This window comes from Lactiplantibacillus paraxiangfangensis (genome assembly GCF_036246185.1).
GTDB classification, from domain to species: Bacteria; Bacillota; Bacilli; order Lactobacillales; family Lactobacillaceae; genus Lactiplantibacillus; species Lactiplantibacillus paraxiangfangensis.
The window spans coordinates 1-19500 of the sequence record NZ_BTPW01000037.1 but is presented as its reverse complement, the minus strand read 5'-3'; the positions used below and the strand labels follow the sequence as shown (position 1 = coordinate 19500).

17 protein-coding genes are annotated in these 19500 nt (G+C 45.3%); 12 read left to right on the top strand and 5 right to left on the bottom strand.

Annotation, left to right across the window (positions count from 1 at the left end):
* The 3 genes from AAA939_RS14120 to AAA939_RS14110 form a co-directional block, all read right to left on the bottom strand.
* Positions 1-337 (bottom strand): transposase family protein (locus AAA939_RS14120; RefSeq protein ID WP_338230428.1); only part of this gene is annotated, 337 nt, incomplete at its 3' end.
* Positions 338-623: 286 nt separating this feature from the next.
* Positions 624-1256, bottom strand: coding sequence for a DUF421 domain-containing protein (locus tag AAA939_RS14115; RefSeq protein ID WP_338210351.1), 633 nt, complete (start codon positions 1254-1256; stop codon positions 624-626).
* A complete protein-coding gene (locus AAA939_RS14110; RefSeq protein WP_338210349.1) occupies positions 1256-1708 on the bottom strand; it encodes a DUF3290 domain-containing protein in 453 nt (150 codons plus the stop codon). The genes AAA939_RS14115 and AAA939_RS14110 overlap by 1 nt, the downstream gene beginning before the upstream one ends.
* A 205-nt stretch (positions 1709-1913) precedes the next feature.
* On the opposite strand from AAA939_RS14110, the gene AAA939_RS14105 reads away from it, so the two are divergent.
* Positions 1914-3641 carry a phospho-sugar mutase gene (locus AAA939_RS14105; protein ID WP_338210347.1) on the top strand — a complete coding sequence of 576 codons (1728 nt, stop codon included), beginning with the start codon at positions 1914-1916 and terminating at the stop codon, positions 3639-3641.
* A gap of 97 nt (positions 3642-3738) precedes the next feature.
* Here the strand turns inward: AAA939_RS14105 and AAA939_RS14100 are convergent, their stop codons facing one another.
* On the bottom strand, positions 3739-4296 hold the full coding sequence (locus AAA939_RS14100) for a M15 family metallopeptidase (protein ID WP_338210346.1): 558 nt from the start codon (positions 4294-4296) through the stop codon (positions 3739-3741).
* A gap of 165 nt (positions 4297-4461) precedes the next feature.
* Here AAA939_RS14100 and AAA939_RS14095 point away from each other — a divergent pair, with 165 nt between their 5' ends.
* The 11 genes from AAA939_RS14095 to whiA all read left to right on the top strand — a co-directional run bounded on the left by AAA939_RS14095 (position 4462) and on the right by whiA (position 19016).
* The gene (locus AAA939_RS14095; RefSeq protein WP_338210344.1) at positions 4462-5658 is read left to right on the top strand and encodes an MFS transporter; all 1197 of its coding nucleotides are present in this window, start codon (positions 4462-4464) and stop codon (positions 5656-5658) included.
* Positions 5659-5818: 160 nt separating this feature from the next.
* Complete coding sequence (locus AAA939_RS14090; protein ID WP_338230998.1) at positions 5819-6466, top strand: HD domain-containing protein; 648 nt, start codon at positions 5819-5821, stop codon at positions 6464-6466.
* Between the two features lie 139 nt (positions 6467-6605).
* Positions 6606-8609 (top strand): excinuclease ABC subunit UvrB, encoded by a 2004-nt coding sequence (gene uvrB, locus AAA939_RS14085; RefSeq protein ID WP_338210341.1) that lies wholly within the window; start codon positions 6606-6608, stop codon positions 8607-8609.
* An 11-nt stretch (positions 8610-8620) separates the two neighbouring features.
* Positions 8621-11476 (top strand): excinuclease ABC subunit UvrA, encoded by a 2856-nt coding sequence (uvrA, locus tag AAA939_RS14080; protein ID WP_338210339.1) that lies wholly within the window; start codon positions 8621-8623, stop codon positions 11474-11476.
* A gap of 58 nt (positions 11477-11534) precedes the next feature.
* Positions 11535-12011, top strand: coding sequence for an S-ribosylhomocysteine lyase (locus tag AAA939_RS14075; RefSeq protein ID WP_057706829.1), 477 nt, complete (start codon positions 11535-11537; stop codon positions 12009-12011).
* 258 nt (positions 12012-12269) lie between these two features.
* Positions 12270-13511, top strand: a complete 1242-nt coding sequence (locus tag AAA939_RS14070; RefSeq protein ID WP_057706828.1) for an argininosuccinate synthase — start codon at positions 12270-12272, stop codon at positions 13509-13511.
* Complete coding sequence (gene argH / locus AAA939_RS14065; protein WP_338210336.1) at positions 13511-14914, top strand: argininosuccinate lyase; 1404 nt, start codon at positions 13511-13513, stop codon at positions 14912-14914. The genes AAA939_RS14070 and argH overlap by 1 nt, the downstream gene beginning before the upstream one ends.
* Before the next feature lie 577 nt (positions 14915-15491).
* Positions 15492-16028 carry an HdeD family acid-resistance protein gene (locus AAA939_RS14060; protein WP_338210334.1) on the top strand — a complete coding sequence of 179 codons (537 nt, stop codon included), beginning with the start codon at positions 15492-15494 and terminating at the stop codon, positions 16026-16028.
* A gap of 159 nt (positions 16029-16187) precedes the next feature.
* Positions 16188-17072: an RNase adapter RapZ gene (rapZ, locus tag AAA939_RS14055; RefSeq protein WP_338210332.1), complete on the top strand. Its 885-nt coding sequence runs from the start codon at positions 16188-16190 to the stop codon at positions 17070-17072.
* A complete protein-coding gene (locus AAA939_RS14050) occupies positions 17069-18070 on the top strand; it encodes a gluconeogenesis factor YvcK family protein (protein ID WP_338210330.1) in 1002 nt (333 codons plus the stop codon). Before rapZ ends, AAA939_RS14050 begins: the two co-directional genes overlap by 4 nt.
* A gap of 13 nt (positions 18071-18083) precedes the next feature.
* The gene (gene whiA / locus AAA939_RS14045) at positions 18084-19016 is read left to right on the top strand and encodes a DNA-binding protein WhiA (protein WP_338210328.1); all 933 of its coding nucleotides are present in this window, start codon (positions 18084-18086) and stop codon (positions 19014-19016) included.
* A gap of 59 nt (positions 19017-19075) precedes the next feature.
* On the opposite strand, the gene AAA939_RS14040 is transcribed toward whiA, so the two are convergent.
* On the bottom strand, positions 19076-19500 hold a 425-nt coding region (locus tag AAA939_RS14040), incomplete at its 5' end, for a transposase (RefSeq protein WP_338225954.1).

Here is a 19500-nt window from a genome sequence, read left to right as displayed (position 1 = left end):
AGATAATCATTTGCTTCGTATCTTCTGATATCTGGCAATGCGGTTTAACTAATGATGTTTGTGCGCTAAAAGTATGCTTACAGGATTTACACCGATAACGTTGCTTACGCAATTTTAAAATAATTGGTCGTTCTTTGACTGGGGGCATTCTGACATTAATTAGATTAGTCCCAAAACGTACTACTTCGGGCTGGCCACAAAGTGGGCAGTTCTTTAAAGGATAGGTCAGTTTAGCGTGAATGACCTGTTTGCTTGGATTACTACTATCAATATCAGTACAAATAATATTTGGGTCTTTAATTTGAAGAGTATCTTCGATAAAATGATTTTGGGACATCTTTTCTCACTTGCCTTTACTTTTACTTTGGTCGGTACGGGTGGTGCATTGGGGGAAGTTGTCCTTTTATTTTACACAAAAACTGGGTGTTGATGGATTTCCATCAACACCCAATATTCTAGAGCCGAAAAAAATTCTGGTTGGCTTTTCCTATTGCTATGGTCGAAACGTGGGCCAAAAGGCAGTTTGTTCCGCTTAACCCGAAATCAGCGACTATTCCAAACCCAGGAATAATCGCTGATTTCACGTTAATGCTCGCAAGCTAACCGCCTTTTGGCCCACTCTTTTAGCGTTGATAGGGAAACAAGACGAGTTGTTGATTGGTGTAAGTTGCTAAGTAAATGTCACTGACTTGATAGTGTTTGGCGGCTAGCTGTTCATCAAGCCACTGGCGGTCGTGCTGGCTCGTTTCAAGAGCGTCCACGTTAACTTGTCCATCGACGATCATGGGATACTTAATGGTGTCGTCACCAGCTTGGGTAATGGTCAACTGTCCGTTTTGTTCTAACACGGCCCGTTTAACGTGGCGAATATCGGTGATGCCCTCGGTTCGTAAGCGAAAGGTCAAGTCGTTAGCGCTCATGCCATTGCGGAGTGCGGTGGCAACGAGCAGTTCACCATTTTTGATCAGTAGCTGCGGCTTACCGTCGATGAGCCCCTTCACGTAACGATTGTGATGTGTCAAGAAGCGCAGGACCAATACGAGAATGGTCCAAATCAATAGTACTAAGATGTATTGGAGAACGGTGACGCTGGTGCTATAAATCATGCCACCGACAATGGCCCCTAAAACGTAATTTTGAACCTGGTCTAGTGCGCTGATGGGGGCTAGATTGCTTTTACCGGATAAATTGATTTGTAAAATAATGGTTAACAGCCCGAGGGCCAGTTTAATGGTAACGTCCCAGTAAGAAAACATCATTTTCCCTCCTTTACGTAGTTGAGTGGTTGCTGAATCGGGGTGGCCGTGGTCAGCGTGTAGCTGTTGCCGTCTGGATTAACGGTCACGTTATAGATTTGATCTTGAATTTTGATCAACATCCCACTGCTGACCGTACTAGTGTTAGACCACACCGCCGTTTTTGCAACGCCTTTTTCCTTGGCCACCCGTTGCATGATTTGAGTGACCTGGGATTTTTGAGTAAAACTAGATTGGAGCGTCTGCCATTCGTTAACTTGAATGCCAACTAGTAGTAAAAGAACTAATACCATGATAATAAACAAGTCCCGGTACTTTAAATCGGTTTTATGACGGTACCAAAGCCAACTTAAGAATGCGATAATTATAATAATGATACTGATGACCGCGAGCTGAAATAGGGTATGATTGCTGTTTTGGTGGGTCAAATACCCGTATGAATAAAAAGTCATAATAGCCTCCTTAATAAACATAATTATACCAAGTTAAAACGGTGACCGAACAAAGAGACGCTCAACAATCCCGGTCTCTTCAGCAGATTTTTAATAAAGAAAGGCTTACCGGACAATATTCTTAGTAAATTTTACTTTGTCGAGTGGGACAATGTTGTATACTAGTTTTGTAAGCACTAACAAATTAGAATTGGGGATGGTCTCTTTGAGTTGGCAGGATACTTATAATACCTGGAAAAACCAAGCTACACTTGAATCAAGCTTAAAGCAAGAATTGACGGCCATGGCCGGTGATAACGCGGCCTTGGAAGATGCTTTTTATGAACCGATGGAGTTTGGGACGGCAGGAATGCGTGGCGTTCTTGGACCCGGCATTAATCGGATGAATATTTACACGGTTCGCCAAGCTACGGAAGGTTTAGCACGCTTCATGGACACGCTGCCTGCCGATGTAAAGGAACGTGGTGTAGCCATTAGTTTTGACTCCCGGCATCATTCGAAAGATTTTGCACACGAATCAGCACGGGTCTTAGGGTTGCATGGTATCAAATCGTTCGTATTCGAAAGTTTACGGCCAACCCCAGAACTGTCCTTCACGGTTCGGCATTTACACACTTATGCCGGTATCATGATTACGGCTAGTCATAATCCTAAACAATATAACGGTTATAAGATCTACGGTGAAGATGGGGGCCAAATGCCACCAAAGGAATCGGATTTAATCACGTCTTATATTCGGAAAGTCGCTGACTTATTCGCCATTGAAGTTGCGGATGAGGCCCAATTATTAGCGGACCACACGGAAACTATCATTGGTGATGATGTGGATCAAGCTTACTTGTCAAAGGTCAAGGAAGTTACGATTAACCAAAAGCTAGTTGATGAAGTGGGTAAGGACATGAAGTTGGTCTTCACACCATTACACGGAACGGGCCGGATGTTAGGCGAAAAAGCCTTGAAGAATGCCGGTTTCAAGAATTTCAGTGTCGTTAAAGAACAGGCCGTTGCGGATCCAGAATTCTCAACGGTTAAGTTCCCCAACCCTGAATTTCCAGAAGCCTTTAAGATGGCCATTGACTTAGGCAAAAAGGAAGACGCTGACGTTTTGATTGCCGTTGACCCTGATGCTGACCGCTTAGGAACTGCGGTTCGACAACCCGATGGGGAATACGTCTTATTAACGGGAAACCAGATTGCGGCTGTCTTATTGCACTACATCTTACAAGCAAACAAGGATGCAGGGACGTTGCCTGACAACGCCGCAGCCGTGAAGTCGATCGTTTCCTCTGAATTTGCTACTAAGATTGCCAAATCTTACGGCGTTCAGATGATCAACGTTTTGACTGGGTTTAAGTACATCGCTGAACAGATTGAACATTTCGAAGCTACCGGCGAACATACTTACATGTTTGGGTTTGAAGAAAGCTACGGTTACTTGATCAAACCGTTCGTTCACGACAAGGATGCCATTCAAACCACGGTACTCTTAGCCGAAGTTGCTGCTTATTACAAGCAACAAGGTAAGAACCTTTACGATGGTTTACAAGATCTCTTTGCAGAATACGGGTACTTCCGTGAAAAGACGACCTCTGAAGAATTTGATGGGGTTGGCGGTAGCGAAAAGATTGCGGCTTTGATGACGAAGTTCCGTGAAGAAGCGCCAACCGACTTTGCCGGTTATACGGTCGATTCTACCGAAGACTTCCAGAGCCAGACTGAAACGTTTTCTGACGGGCATACGGCACCAATTGCCTTGCCAGAAGCTAACGTGTTGAAGTACAAGTTGACCGACGGAACTTGGATCGCAATTCGTCCATCTGGGACCGAACCTAAGATCAAGTTTTACATCGGGACGCTTGGTGATAGCCTTGCTGAAGCCAATAATAAGTTGGCACAGTTTGAAGCTGCCATTCAAGCATTTATTAAAGAATAATCGCCTTTTGGTCGCACGTTTCGACCATAATAATAGAAAAAAACCATTCAGAAATATTTCTGAATGGTTTTTTTGATTGATGTTAATCTGACATCAACTAAGCGTAGTCATTGGGGTCAGCCGCTAACGGTTGGTACTGATCCATCGCGGCGTCGCGATAGTCCCACCATTCATTTTCGTAGCCGATGAAGCCCGCTGCGGTCATCGCTGCATCTAAAATTTGGTAGTAGTGATTTTGCAGGGGCGTTCGGGGGGCATCCCGGTGCGCGGCTGCCGTGAAATCGTCAAAAGCGGTTGGCATGGGACATTCTTTACCCTGCGCATCGGTCAGCGTTAAATCCAACGTAACGCCCTTTTGGTGGCTAAAATTCGGATTAGGTTTTGCGACAAATTCGGGATCGGGATAAACCTCAAAGAGGTGCTCTTGTGCACTAACTGGGCGGTAGGCGTCCCAAATTTTGAGGCGGAAGCCCTGGTCCTTGACGAGTTCGCTAGCCCGAGCAAGTTTTTGAGCCGTCCCGGTTCGGATAATGGCGGTTGTAAAGTCGTAAACCACCTGATGAGTGAAGTTGTTAGTTGTCGCGTAACGGAGATCAATAATGATATCGGGGTCGAGCTTTTGAATGTTTGTAAACCCTATGGCTTCGGCTTGCATAACACGGCCTCCCTGTTTGTTTGATTAAATTAATTGTAACGAAGATTCCCGTTATTTGCTGAGAAAGCGAATTCATAAACTGACAAACTTTAAACTAGCTTTTAATAATTAGCCTTGATATGATGGATAGCGTTGCATAAAAGTATTTATATCGAGGTGAAGCCTATGAGTCGGCAAACGAAACGTGCCATTTTTATTTTAGTATTTAGTGAATTTTTAGTCTGTTTAGGAATTAGTTTAGTGATTCCCGTCATGCCGTTTATTAAGAACGAGCTTCATTTAACTGCGACTGATATGGGAATTATGAACGCGTTATTCGCGTTGGCCCAATTTGTGGCTTCACCCATTATTGGTCGGGTCTCGGACCGCATTGGTCGTAAACCAGTTTTGACCGTTGGCCTGATACTTTACATGGTTTCGGAGTTTCTATTCGCCTTGACTAATCAGTTGTGGGTCTTCAACGTTTCTCGAATCGTGGGCGGACTTTCCGCTGCGATGGTTGTACCTACCGCCATGGCGTTAGCGTCAGACATTACGACGAAACGCCAACGCGCCCGTGTGATTGGCTGGTTATCAGCCGCATTTAGTGGGGGCTTAATCTTAGGCCCGGGAATTGGTGGTATTCTAGCTGGAATCAGTTATAAGACGCCGTTTTGGGTCGCCGGGGGCTTAGGGTTATTGAGCGCCATCGTCCTAGTCGTCTTATTACCAGCGGACCGTGACATTGATCCCGACCGCGAAGATAATGCGGAAAATGCACCTGAATCACACCATCCCATGTCACGCGCATTCTGGACGTTGCCCATTATCATCCTATTCACAATGATTTTGGTTTCTTCGTTTGGCTTACAAGGATTTGAAAGTATTTATAGTATTTACGTGAACGAAGTCTTTCACTTTAGTCTGAATAACATCGCGTTAGTTTTGACACTCAACGGGTTGATCTCGCTGTTTCTACAAGTGGCGTTGTTTGATACCTTTGTCCAACGCTTTGGTGAGCGGCGGGTCATCCGGGTTTGCTTTGCCGCTGCGGCCATCTGTACGATTTGGATTACCCAAGCCCACACGAAGCTAGAAGTCATGATTGCGACCTTAGTTATTTTCTCCGCGTTTGACTTGTTACGGCCAGCCATTACCACGTTACTAACCAAGGCCAGTGAATCCAATCAGGGGCTGATTAACGGTTTGAACATGTCACTGACCAGTGTTGGGAACATTGTTGGGCCGATTATGTCCGGGATGTTATTGGACATGAATTACCATTACCCATACATTGTCGTGGCCGTTTTCTTAATTGTGTCGTACTTGATGGCATTCATGCTACGGTTACCAGGGCAATCTAATAAAATTAAACAAGCTTAAAGCTAGAAAAATCGGGATTCGGAAAGTCTTAAATGATTTCTGAATCCCGATTTTGCCTCCTTAGCGCAATCCAGTAGTGCCGCTTGCGGTTTGGTTGCGTCCTGAAAGGGCCTTTGTTACACTTAGGCCAAACTAACGGCGTGAAGGATGGTGGCTTATTATGGGAATGCATCAATATTTACAAAGTTTGAGTAACTTAGAAACGATTCAGCGGGCTCCGGGGTTCTTTAAGTATCAGAATCATTCCGTGGCAGCCCATTCATTCAAGGTGGCGGAAACGGCCCAGTTTTTAGGCGACGTTGAAGAAAATGCCGGTCAACAGGTGAACTGGCGCGCTTTGTACGAGAAAGCCCTCAACCATGACTATAACGAACGGTTTATTGGTGATATTAAGACGCCGGTAAAATACGCCACCCCAACACTGCGGACGATGTTGGCGGATGTGGAGCACGAACTCTCCCAAAACTTTGTCCATAATGAAATTCCGGCCGAATTTCAAGCGGCGTACTCCCGCCGGCTGTCTGAAGGAAAAGACGACACGTTAGAAGGACAGATTTTGTCCGTTGCGGATAAGATCGACTTATTATATGAATCCTTTGGCGAAATTCAAAAGGGTAATCCAGAGCCGGTCTTTACGGATATTTACCGTGAAAGTTTGAAAACGATTGTGGCGTTTAAGCAGATGGCGAGCGTTCAATATTTCTTAAAGGCCGTGCTACCAGAAATGTTGGCCGAACCATTTACGAATCAGGATCATTTGCGGGCGTTGACGAGTCAGATTTTAACGACGGATCAGCAATCCGATTAATGGCGAAAGTATGTTCGATGTGCTAAAATAAATAGCGGTTTTAAAGGGATAGGGAGCACGGCTGCCTATCTTTTTTGAAGTGTGAACTTCTAGTAACGATTATTGTAAATAAAGATGAGTCTCAAAGGAGGAGTCACGTTTGATTGATCGAGTAAATAACAACAAGTTTGACTTAGTTTCGGACTATCAACCAACTGGTGATCAACCCCAAGCTATCCAGCAGTTAACAGCTGGAATTGAAGCGGGGGAAAAAGAACAAGTTTTGATGGGTGCGACCGGGACCGGGAAAACGTTCACGATTTCGAATGTCATTGCCCAAGTTAATAAGCCAACCCTGATTCTTTCACATAACAAGACGTTGGCCGGGCAGCTTTACGGCGAATTTAAAAAGTTTTTCCCGAATAACGCGGTTGAATACTTTGTCAGTTATTATGACTATTATCAACCAGAAGCGTACGTTCCTTCGAGTGATACTTACATTGAAAAAGATTCCGCGATTAATGATGAAATTGATAAGTTGCGACATTCCGCAACCAGTTCCTTACTTGAACGAAACGACGTCATCGTAGTGGCTTCCGTCTCCAGTATCTTTGGTTTAGGGGACCCGACTGAGTATAAGAACCACGTTGTTTCATTACGGGTCGGGATGCAGATTGACCGTAATGATTTGTTACGTAAATTAGTGGATATTCAATTTGATCGTAATGATATTGATTTTCAACGGGGCCGGTTCCGAGTCCACGGTGACGTGGTCGAAATTTTCCCAGCTTCACGGGATGACCACGCGTTACGAGTAGAATTCTTTGGCGATGAGATCGACCGGATTCGAGAAATCGATGCGTTGACGGGTGAAGTGGTCGGTGATCGTGATCACGTGGCTATTTTTCCAGCGACCCACTTTATGACGAACGACGCGATTATGGAACACGCGATTAATGGTATCGAAAATGAATTGGATGGCCGTCTCAAGGAATTGACAACGGATGGCAAGTTGCTTGAAGCCCAGCGTTTAAAGCAACGGACCACTTATGATATTGAAATGCTTAAAGAAATGGGCTACACCAGTGGAATTGAAAACTATTCCCGCTTTATGGATGGTCGTAAACCTGGTGAACCACCGTACACGTTATTAGACTTCTTCCCCAAAGATTTCTTAATGGTGGTCGATGAATCTCACGTGACGATGCCGCAAGTACGCGGGATGTATAACGGTGACCGTGCCCGCAAACAAATGTTAGTCGATTACGGGTTCCGGTTGCCGAGTGCGCTGGATAACCGGCCGTTAAAGCTTGAAGAAGTGGAACAACACATTAATCAAGTCGTTTACATGTCAGCGACCCCCGGACCATACGAAATGGACCGGACAAAGCACGTGATTCAACAAATTATTCGGCCAACCGGTTTGTTAGATCCAACGATTGAAGTCCGCCCAATTATGGGACAAATCGATGACCTTGTCGGCGAAATCAATAAACGGATTGAGCGGGATGAACGGGTCTTTGTGACAACGTTGACTAAGAAAATGTCTGAAGATTTGACGGACTATTTAAAGGATTTAGGAATCAAGGTTCAGTACTTGCATAGTGACATCAAGACCTTGGAGCGGACGAAGATTATCCGGGACTTGCGATTAGGCAAGTTCGACGTGTTAGTCGGAATTAACTTGTTGCGTGAAGGGATTGACGTTCCTGAAGTTTCGTTGGTTGCCATTTTGGACGCCGATAAGGAAGGTTTCCTACGTAATGAACGGTCACTTATTCAAACGATTGGTCGGGCTGCGCGTAACGAACACGGTTCGGTTATAATGTATGCGGATCATACGACTGATTCGATGCAGGCAGCCATTGACGAAACGGCACGCCGGCGTAAGATTCAGATGCAGTACAATGAAGATCATCACATTACGCCACGGACAATCAAGAAGGCCATTCCGGAATTAATCGCGTCGACCAAACAGACGGAAGATAGCGGTAAGAAGGATGACTTCTTAGAAACCGACTTCGACGATATGACGCACGAACAACAACTTGATATGATTAGCAAATTAGAAGAACAAATGAAGACCGCTGCCAAGAAACTCGACTTTGAACAAGCCGCAACTTTGCGTGATACGGTCATGGAATTGAAAGCACAGATCAGCTAGGAGGTCTTTTTTTGGCAAATGATAAGATTATCATCCACGGTGCGCGGGCGCATAATTTAAAGAACATTGACGTAACGATTCCCCGCAACAAGTTAGTGGTTATTACCGGCTTGTCCGGTTCTGGGAAAAGCTCGTTAGCGTTTGATACACTCTATGCGGAAGGGCAACGGCGTTACGTCGAAAGTTTATCAGCGTACGCTCGGCAATTCTTAGGGCAGATGCAAAAGCCCGACGTGGATTCGATTGACGGGTTAAGCCCGGCAATTTCCATTGATCAAAAGACGACCTCAAAGAACCCGCGGTCGACCGTCGGAACGGTTACCGAAATCAATGATTACTTACGGTTATTATGGGCACGAGTGGGCCAACCAATCTGTCCAAATGACGGAACGCCGATTGCGAGCCAAACCGTTGAACAGATGGTTGACCGGGTTCAGAAGCTGGCTGAGCGAACAAAGCTACAAATTTTATCACCGATTGTGCGCCAGAAAAAGGGTGAACACAAAAAGGTTTTTGAAAAGATCAAGCGTGAAGGCTTTGTCCGGGTTCGAGTGGACGGCGACATTCGTGATATTAGTGAAGACTTTGATTTAGATAAAAATAAACAACACACGATTGAAATCGTGATTGACCGGATCGTTGTTAAACCCGGCGACCGCTCCCGGTTGTTCGACTCATTTGAAGCCGCACTCCGGTTGAGCGGCGGGTACGCCATTGCTGACGTGATTGGCGGCGACCCAATTCTGTTTTCTGAACACTACGCTTGTCCGGTCTGTGGGTTTACCGTGGGCGAACTTGAACCCCGGTTATTCTCATTTAACGCCCCTCAAGGTGCCTGCCCAGATTGTGAAGGCTTAGGGGTTAAGCTGGAAGTTGACGAAGACTTAGTTGTTCCGGATAAGACGATGACGTTGGCGGAAGGTGCGTTGGCGCCTTGGAACCCAATCAGTTCACAGTACTATCCAGAAATGTTGAAACAAGCTTGCGAACAATTAAAGATTCCGTTGGACGTGCCTTACGAGAACTTATCTAAGGCTGACCAACAGACTGTCTTATATGGTTCCAATGGCAAGACGTTCCACTTCCATTATCAAAATGATTTTGGTGGGGTTCGGGATGTTGACGCCGTCTTTGAAGGGGTTATCAACAACGTTGACCGGCGTTATCACGAAACGAACAGTGACTTTACCCGTGACGTGATGCGCAAGTACATGACCGAATTAACTTGTCAGACTTGTCATGGTTTCCGTTTGAACCGTAAAGCCCTTTCCGTTAAGGTCGGCGGCGAACACATCGGAATGGTTTCGGACTTGGCTATTGGGAAGGAAATCGACTTCTTTAAGGGGTTGAAGTTCTCTGAACAAGACTTAGTCATTGCCCAACCAATTTTAAAAGAAATTAAAGACCGGCTATCCTTCCTGCGCAACGTGGGCTTGGCCTACTTAACGCTCAGTCGTTCAGCACGGACGTTATCTGGTGGGGAAGCGCAACGGATTCGGTTAGCAACCCAAATCGGGTCGAACTTATCCGGAGTGCTCTACATTTTGGATGAACCTTCAATTGGGCTGCACCAGCGTGATAATGACCGGTTAATTAGCTCATTGAAAAAGATGCGGGACCTTGGCAATACGCTGATCGTGGTTGAACATGATGAGGATACCATGCGGGCCGCGGACTACCTGATCGACATTGGTCCTGGAGCTGGCGAAAACGGTGGTGAAGTTATGGCCGCCGGAACGCCTAAGCAGGTAGCACGTTCCCGGAAATCTTTGACGGGACAATACTTGGCCGGCAAACGGTTTATTCCGGTACCAGAAAAGCGCCGTCCTGGAAACGGTAAAAAGATCAAGGTGACCGGCGCCGCTGAAAACAACTTGAAGGACATTACCGTAGATTTTCCACTCGGGGAATTTGTGGTCGTGACCGGTGTTTCTGGCTCTGGTAAATCAACGTTAGTCAACGACGTGCTCAAGCGGGCATTGGCACAAAAGCTCAACCGTAATTCTGAAAAACCCGGTCAGTATAAGAGTATTAGTGGGGTCAAGAATATTGAACGGCTAGTGAACATTGATCAAAGTCCAATCGGGCGGACGCCACGGAGTAATCCAGCGACCTATACCGGGGTCTTTGACAATATCCGTGATCTATTTGCCCAAACGAACGAGGCCAAGTTACGGGGTTACCAAAAGGGCCGCTTTAGTTTCAACATCAAGGGCGGTCGTTGTGAAGCTTGTCATGGTGATGGCATCTTGAAGATTGAAATGAACTTCTTACCGGACGTCTTTGTGCCGTGTGAAGTTTGTCATGGCAAACAGTATAATTCTGAAACGCTAGAAGTTGAATATAAGGGCAAAAACATTGCCGATGTTTTACAAATGACAGCGTCCGAAGCGCTCGCCTTCTTTGAACCAATTCCTAAGATTCGGCGGAAGCTCCAGACCTTGGTCGACGTTGGCCTTGGCTACGTTAAACTTGGCCAGTCAGCGACGACCCTTTCCGGTGGGGAAGCCCAACGGATGAAGTTAGCGTCTGAACTCCATAAGCAACAGTCTGGTAAGAACTTCTACATCTTAGATGAACCAACGACCGGGTTGCATAGTGAAGATATTCGGCGCTTGATTGGGGTCTTGAACCGCCTCGTTGATGCGGGAAATACGGTCCTAATTATTGAACATAACTTGGACGTCGTGAAGTCGGCCGATTACTTGATCGATTTAGGACCAGAAGGTGGCGACGGTGGTGGTACCGTCGTCGCCACTGGGACTCCTGAAGAAGTTGCGGAAGAACCAAAGAGTTATACCGGTCAGTATTTAAAGCCGGTCCTCGAACGCGACCGGGCACGGGAAGCAGCGGAGACTGCCAAATAATTGACTGAGTGTGCTACACTGAACTTGTAATGTAATTTTAACTAGAGGAGTGTTTTTAATGGCTAAAGTAGAAAGTTTTACGTTAGATCATACCAAAGTTTTAGCACCTTACGTTCGTAAAATTACGGTGGAACATGGTCCTAAGGGCGATGCCATCACCAACTTTGATTTACGGTTAGTTCAACCTAATAAGGCTGCCATCGATACGGCAGGCTTACACACGATTGAGCATATGTTGGCCGGGTTATTGCGTGACCGGATGGACGGCGTTATCGACTGTTCACCATTTGGTTGCCGGACTGGTTTCCATTTGATTACTTGGGGTGAACACGACACGGTTGAAGTGGCTAAAGCGTTGAAGTCCTCGTTAGAATTTATTGCGGGTCCCGCTAAGTGGGAAGACGTGCAAGGCACAACGATCGACAGTTGTGGGAACTACAAGGACCACTCCCTATTTTCTGCTAAGGAATGGGCCAAATTGATTCTTTCACAAGGAATTTCATCAGACCCATTCGTCCGTAAAGTGGTTGAATAAGGGTTACTAAAATTAAAATAAATCAGTGCGCTACCCAATTTTCAGTGATTGAGAATTGGGTAGCGCACTTTTTTGGTTGAGTGGGTTTATAACCATACGATGCAAAAATTAATGAATAAATGTATAAATATCCGTAAAATAAGTGAATATTTGGAAAATAACGAATATTCTATAAAAATAGTTGCATAACATTAAAACGGGTGGTACGATACTGTCATTGAGAAATACGAAAATAATTATTTACGGAGGGTTATATCAATGGTCGAACAAAACGAAAAAATTATTCTTGCTTATTCTGGTGGGTTAGATACATCCGTTGCAATCAGTTGGTTGAAGGACAAGGGCTACGACGTGGTCGCTTGTGGAATCGATGTTGGTGAAGGTAAAGACATGGATGCCATCAAGGACAAGGCTTTAAAGCTTGGTGCCGTTGCGTCTTACATGATTGATGCAAAACAAGAATTTGCAGAAGAATACGCCTTGATTGCCCTCCAAGGACACACCTTGTACGAAGGGGAATACCCATTAGTTTCTGCTTTATCACGGCCATTGATTGCCAAGAAGCTCGTTGACCTTGCTAAAAAGGAACACGCGGTTGCGATTGCGCATGGTTGTACCGGTAAAGGGAACGACCAAGTTCGTTTCGAAGTTGCCATTCACGCATTGGCACCAGATATTAAAATTGAAGCCCCCGTTCGTGACTGGCACTGGTCACGTGAAGAAGAAATTGATTACGCTAAGAAACACAACATTCCCGTACCAATCAACTTGGACAGCCCGTATTCAATCGACGAAAACTTATGGGGCCGGGCCAACGAATGTGGTATCTTGGAAGACCCTTGGGAAGGCGCACCAGCCGATGCCTTTGATCGGACGAAGGCGTTAGCTGATACTCCTGATACGCCAACGACGTTAGAAATTACGTTTGAAGCCGGGGTTCCAGTTGCCTTAGACGGTGAAGCAATGAACTTGGCCGACTTAATTATTAAATTAGACAAGATTGCTGGCGAACACGGGATTGGCCGGATCGACCACATTGAAAACCGGTTAGTCGGAATTAAATCACGTGAAGTTTATGAAGCACCCGCAGCGACCGTCTTATTAAAGGCCCACAAGGATTTGGAAGACTTGACCTTTGAACGGGAATTAGCCCACTTCAAACCAATCATCGAACAAAAATTAGCTGATACGATTTACAACGGCTTATGGTTCTCACCATTGATGGAAGCCATGGTTGCCTTCCTGAAGCAGACGCAACAAGTTGTTAACGGCGTCGTTCGGGTTCAACTCTTTAAAGGAAATGTGATTACGGAAGGCCGGAAGTCACCAAATTCCTTGTACGATAAAGATTTAGCAACTTATACTGCGGCAGATTCATTTGATCAACAGGCTGCGGTTGGCTTTATCAAGTTATGGGGCTTACCAACTCAGGTTAACGCCCAAGTTCAGGCTAAGGTTCAAGCTGACGCCAAAGCAAAAATTAACAAGGAACACGCCTAATGAGTACAAAAAAATTATGGGGTGGCCGGTTCACTGAGACCGGTGCCAAGTACGTGGATGATTTTGGTGCGTCAATCGGATTCGATCAATTGTTAGCTGCTGAAGACATTGCCGGCTCACTTGCACACGTCAAAATGTTAAAGAAGACGGGTATTTTACCCGCCGAAGACGTGGACAAAATTGTAGCAGGTCTTGAAACTTTAGACGAACGCTTGAAACAAGGCAAACTGGAATTTTCAACCGTCAATGAAGATATTCACATGAATATTGAATCATTGCTAACGGAAGAAATCGGTCCGGTAGCTGGTAAATTACACACCGCTCGTTCACGGAACGACCAAGTTGCAACGGATTTTCACCTTTATATGAAACATCAGTTACCTAAAATTTTAGACCGGTTACATGCCCTTGAAGAAGTCTTGGTGGATAAGGCCAGTGAAAACGTTGAGACCGTGATGCCTGGGTATACGCATTTACAACACGCCCAACCAATCTCTTACGCGCACTACCTGTTAGCTTATTACCAAATGTTTAAGCGTGACATGGAACGGTTTGAATTCAATATGCAGCATACGGATATTTCACCGTTGGGGGCCGCAGCCTTAGCTGGAACGACTTTCCCGATTGATCGTGAATATAGCGCTAAATTATTGGGCTTCAGTCAGGTTTATCACAATAGTCTGGACGCCGTTTCCGACCGGGACTTTGTCCTTGAATTCTTGAGTAACGCTTCGATTCTGATGATGCACCTATCACGTTTTTGTGAGGAAATCGTTAGCTGGAGCAGTTATGAATTTAAGTACATTAGCTTGAGTGATCAATTCTCAACCGGGAGTTCAATTATGCCCCAGAAGAAGAATCCAGATATGGCCGAGTTAATTCGTGGTAAGTCTGGTCGGGTCTACGGGAACTTAATGGGCTTGTTGACTGTAATGAAGGCTATTCCGTTGGCTTATAACAAAGATTTACAAGAAGATAAGGAAGGCGCCTTTGACACCGTAACGACCATATTAACGAGTTTGCACGTCTTTACGGGGATGCTGGCGACCTTGACCGTTAATGAAGACCGCATGGCACACGCGACGACTAACGATTTCTCAAATGCCACTGAATTGGCTGATTACTTAGCCAATAAGGGGATTCCATTCCGTCAGGCCCATGCGATCGTGGGCAAGCTGGTCCTCGACGGGTTGAAGAAGAACCGGCCATTACAAGATATTCCATTGAGCGAATACCAAGAAATTTCGCCGTTGATTCAAGAAGACGTTTACCATGACTTGGATGCCAAGGTAGCTGTCGAACGGCGGCACTCACTTGGTGGAACTGGTTTTGACCAAATTAAACTAGAATTAAAGCGGGCACAACAACAGCTCGATGCTTATCAAGCTTCAAATAACGATTAAAATACCTAAAATCGTTGATATCAGGTTACCGCTTCGTCAGACAGAATCAGCGTGCTGTGGGGGACGGTTCCAGCCAAAGAGCGGTCTGAAACATCGGTTCAAAGCCGATAAACCACGTCTTTGAATCGCCCAACAATAGTAGCTGGCGGAAACCCGCCAGCTACTATTGTTAACACGGCACGCAGATTCTGTCTGCCTTCGCTAAATGTAATTATTAATTTAAGGGTAATCATCTAAGGTGATCGGAGGTTGTCGCTGATAGCATCAGTCGTGATGGTGGTGTTGGCCGATGACTTTTTGGCCTTACACCACGGGCGAGGGTTGAGACCGCTTTTAGGCTTAACCCGGTCCCACGACTGCATGTTATCAGCGACAACCGAAATAGGTCGTAAGCGATTAGATTTCAACTTAAAATTGATATCGTAAAATAAGAAAACACCAAGGTGAAGGCATCTTGGTGTTTTCTTGTGGGTTCTAGGCGCTAAATTTTAAAGCATTGTTAAATCCGTTACAAAAATTGGAAACTCTTTCATCAACTGGTATGATGGAGTTAAATAGTATATTGGAGATGTTGCTTATGTTTGACGATCATCGTTGGGGATTCGACTGGACAGAGTTTATGACCGGGATCGTGTTCCTCGTTGCCGCCTATTTTGTTATGAAACAACCGAAGGCCGCGTTGTTGAGTTTGGTCTTCCTATTCGCAATTGCTGCGATTATTAGTGGGATTACTACCATTGCAGGTTATACCAAGTTGCGACGTGAAACGGGACTTCGTGCGAACTTTGCCCTGGTTTTTGCCATTATCGATATTTTAGTGGGATTGTTATTCTTATTCCACGCACCAACGGGTATTTTGGTACTCGGTTACCTCTTTGCATTCTGGTTCTTGATCGATTCGATCGAGCGATTAACAGTCGCATCACACTTGAAGGTCTTTGGGATGGGGTATTACATCCTTTCACTGATTTTTGATATTATCACGCTGGTATTAGGGCTCATGCTACTATTCAGCCCGGTCGTCGCTGCCTTTACGTTTAACGTTTTGGTCAGCTTCTACTTCGCAGTCTTTGGGATCAACGCAATCTTAATCGCGTTTGCACGGCGCAACTAGATTGTTATTTAACTGAATTAACGATGAACAAACATGGGTCGGCCGGTGCTTAAACGTACTGGGTTGGCCCATTGTTTTAGGCATGCCGGCGACTAAAATTGGTCATGACACACCCGGTATGTTATACTACCAACATTATGGACTAAAGGGAGCAAAAACATGGCAGATTCGTTACAATTGGTCATTGTCTCTGGAATGAGTGGCGCTGGGAAGACAGTTGCCGTCCAGAGTTTTGAAGATCTCGGCTATTTCTGTATTGATAATATGCCGCCAGCCTTATTACCGAAGTTCTCAGAATTAGTGGAAGAGTCTGGTAAGATTGAAAAAGTTGCCCTGGTGATTGATTTACGATCACGCGCTTTTTATGATGAAATTATGGATATGTTGGCAAACGTCGATAATACTGACTTTGTCTCAACCAAAATCTTGTTCTTAGACGCCACTAACGAAGAGTTGGTCTCACGTTACAAGGAGACCCGGCGTTCCCATCCATTAGCGATGGAGGGGCGGATTATGGACGGTGTTCGTAAGGAACGTGAACTCTTAGCACCGCTAAAAGACCGTGCGTCTTACGTAATTGATACGTCGGCACTAACGCCACGTGAATTGCGCGAATCCATTTTTGATAAATTTGAAACGAGTCCCGATGAAACGTTCCACATTGAAATGTTATCCTTCGGGTTTAAATATGGTTTACCGATTGATGCGGATATTGTCATGGACGTCCGGTTCTTGCCTAACCCGTACTATGTGCCGGAGTTGAAGCACCATACCGGGTTGGAAAAACCAGTCTCTGACTACGTGATGAATCAACCGGCAACGGAGAAATTTTACCAGCAATTCCTCGGCATGTTGGAGAGCATCATGCCTGGCTACGAAGCGGAAGGCAAAACGAGCTTGACGATTGCGATTGGCTGTACCGGTGGCCAACACCGTTCAGTCGCCCTGGCTCAACGAATCGGTGAAGCCTTAGGTAAGAACTATAAGGTTCACATTAGCCACCGCGATATCGAAAAACGAAAGGAAACAGTTAATCGCTCATGAGAAAATATACGTTTAAAACTCAGCGACCAAAGATCGTCGTGATTGGCGGGGGAACTGGTTTACCAGTTGTCCTGAACGGTTTGCGTAAGCAAGCCGTTGACATCACGGCAATCGTGACGGTTGCTGATGATGGCGGGTCGTCCGGGATTATTCGGAATTACGTCAACGTCGTGCCACCTGGTGACATTCGAAACGTTATGGTTGCTTTGTCGAATTTACCACATATTTACAAAGATATTTTTCAGTACCGTTTTCAAGGTGATGACCAATTCTTTGCGGGGCATGCAATCGGTAATTTGATCATCGCAGCGTTGACTGAAATGAAGTCCGGGGTGTTTGATGCGGTCCAAGAACTGTCGAGAATGATGCAAGTGGATGGACACGTCTACCCAGCAGCTAATGAAGCCTTGACCTTACACGGCAGTTTTAAGGATGGTACTGAGTTGGTCGGTGAAGCTGAAATTACGGCCGCCCATAAGTCCCTGCAAAAAGTGTGGGTCACGGATAAGGACGGTAACGAACCGACCGCCGTGCAACCAGTAATTGACGCTATCATGGAAGCTGACCAAATCGTTCTTGGCCCCGGGAGTTTGTTTACGAGCATTTTACCTAACCTGATGATTAATAATATTGGGCGGGCAGTGTGTGCAACTGATGCTGAAGTTGTTTATATTTGTAACATTATGACGCAAAAGGGCGAAACCGATAATTTCTCGGACGCCGATCACGTGCGGGTCTTGAACCGGCACCTCGGAGAGAACTTTATTAATACCGTGTTAGTGAACACGGAAAAAGTTCCCGCCGATTACATGGATTTCCATAAATTTAACGAAGTTTCCCGCCAAGTCAGTCACGATTTTCGTGGCTTACGGGACCAACATTGCAAGGTGATCTCCTCGAACTTTTTAAAGCTTCGGGATAACGGGGCCTTTCATGATGGTGATCAAGTGGTCGCGGAACTGATGAATTTAGTTGGTCATTCCGATATTTTAAGATAGGAGGGGCCTGTGAATGTCATACGCCAGTGAAGTTAAAAAAGAACTTACCAACCTTACTGTCCATCGCGAGAATGCCAAAGCCGAACTAATGGCATTGATTCGAATGAATGGGACGATTAGCTTGGCCAATCACCATTTTATTCTGAATATTCAAACCGAAAATCCGGCCATCGCGCGGCGTATTTACCGGTTGCTCAAACAATTTTACGACGTAGCGAGTGAACTTATCGTTCGGCGTAAGATGAAACTTAACAAGAATAACTTGTACATCGTCCGCCTAAAAACGGGGACCGACATGGTGCTTGCTGATCTAGGGATTTTAAAGGACTATCAAATTGTAGAAGTTGCGCCAACGGAAGTCTTGACCGACGATGCAGCGGTTCGCTCGTATCTGCGGGGAGCCTTTTTAGCGGGCGGTTCCGTCAATAATCCGGAAACGTCGCGTTATCATTTGGAAATCTATTCCCTGTATGAAGAACATAACCGGATGATTTCAGAAATGATGAATCAGTACGGACTGAATTCACGGACGACCGATCGCCGGGGCGGCTTTATCACCTATATCAAGGAAGCTGAGAAAATCGCTGACTTTTTATCGCTGATTGGTGCGACTACTGGGATGTTGAAGTTTGAAGACGTCCGAATTATGCGCGATATGCGTAATTCGGTTAACCGGTTAGTGAACTGTGAAAATGCGAATATGGATAAGGTGGCCAACGCGTCCAGCAAACAAATTGAAAATATTTTGTTAATCGACGAGACGGTTGGATTGAAACAATTACCACCAAAGCTGCAAGAAGTGGCCGTAACGCGTTTGGAACACCGCGAAGTGAGCTTGAAAGAGTTGGGGACCCTCGTTCCTGGGGGCCCAATCTCGAAGTCGGGGATTAATCACCGACTACGGAAGATCAATCAATTCGCAGAACAAATCCAAAAAGATGCTTAACTACAAAAAATGGCTCTTTGTCAACGGCTGTTGATGAGGAACTTTATGAGGAAACCAATTCATTTTCGAATTGGTTTCCTTTTTTTGTTCTGAATTGTAAATTCAATCCGAATTCGTGTGTAAAAACGCGACCAATTTTTGTACCCGTACGCCGTCCGTTTGATTTGCTTTATTTTGCGATTAACGCCCTCTAAAGGGCCATTGGAGTAGGTACTTGCCATCATGTTTTTAATTAGAGACAGATGTTTACGATAGGTTTTAATGGTTGTTTCAAGCTGTGAACTGACTTTGTCAGTTCTACTTAAAGCTTCGATGAAACGTTGGTAATCTCTGGTTCTTAACGCATCCACTAAAGCGTGCGCTGTAAAGTAAGTATGTTGAAAAATTGGATCCAGTTCTAAGCCCTTTAAGATTAACTGTTCTTGAGTAAACCAGTCTTTTAGATGCGTAAACCATTGTGGTTTACGTGTTTCTAGATTTGAAT

Coding starts and splice junctions, on each gene's coding strand:
- AAA939_RS14090 (WP_338230998.1), top strand. CDS start 5,819: ATGGGAATGCATCAATATTTACAAAGTTTGAGTAACTTAGAAACGATT.
- AAA939_RS14070 (WP_057706828.1), top strand. CDS start 12,270: ATGGTCGAACAAAACGAAAAAATTATTCTTGCTTATTCTGGTGGGTTA.
- AAA939_RS14115 (WP_338210351.1), bottom strand. CDS start 1,256: ATGTTTTCTTACTGGGACGTTACCATTAAACTGGCCCTCGGGCTGTTA.
- AAA939_RS14110 (WP_338210349.1), bottom strand. CDS start 1,708: ATGACTTTTTATTCATACGGGTATTTGACCCACCAAAACAGCAATCAT.
- whiA (WP_338210328.1), top strand. CDS start 18,084: ATGTCATACGCCAGTGAAGTTAAAAAAGAACTTACCAACCTTACTGTC.
- AAA939_RS14095 (WP_338210344.1), top strand. CDS start 4,462: ATGAGTCGGCAAACGAAACGTGCCATTTTTATTTTAGTATTTAGTGAA.
- AAA939_RS14100 (WP_338210346.1), bottom strand. CDS start 4,296: ATGCAAGCCGAAGCCATAGGGTTTACAAACATTCAAAAGCTCGACCCC.
- argH (WP_338210336.1), top strand. CDS start 13,511: ATGAGTACAAAAAAATTATGGGGTGGCCGGTTCACTGAGACCGGTGCC.
- AAA939_RS14075 (WP_057706829.1), top strand. CDS start 11,535: ATGGCTAAAGTAGAAAGTTTTACGTTAGATCATACCAAAGTTTTAGCA.
- AAA939_RS14050 (WP_338210330.1), top strand. CDS start 17,069: ATGAGAAAATATACGTTTAAAACTCAGCGACCAAAGATCGTCGTGATT.
- rapZ (WP_338210332.1), top strand. CDS start 16,188: ATGGCAGATTCGTTACAATTGGTCATTGTCTCTGGAATGAGTGGCGCT.
- AAA939_RS14060 (WP_338210334.1), top strand. CDS start 15,492: ATGTTTGACGATCATCGTTGGGGATTCGACTGGACAGAGTTTATGACC.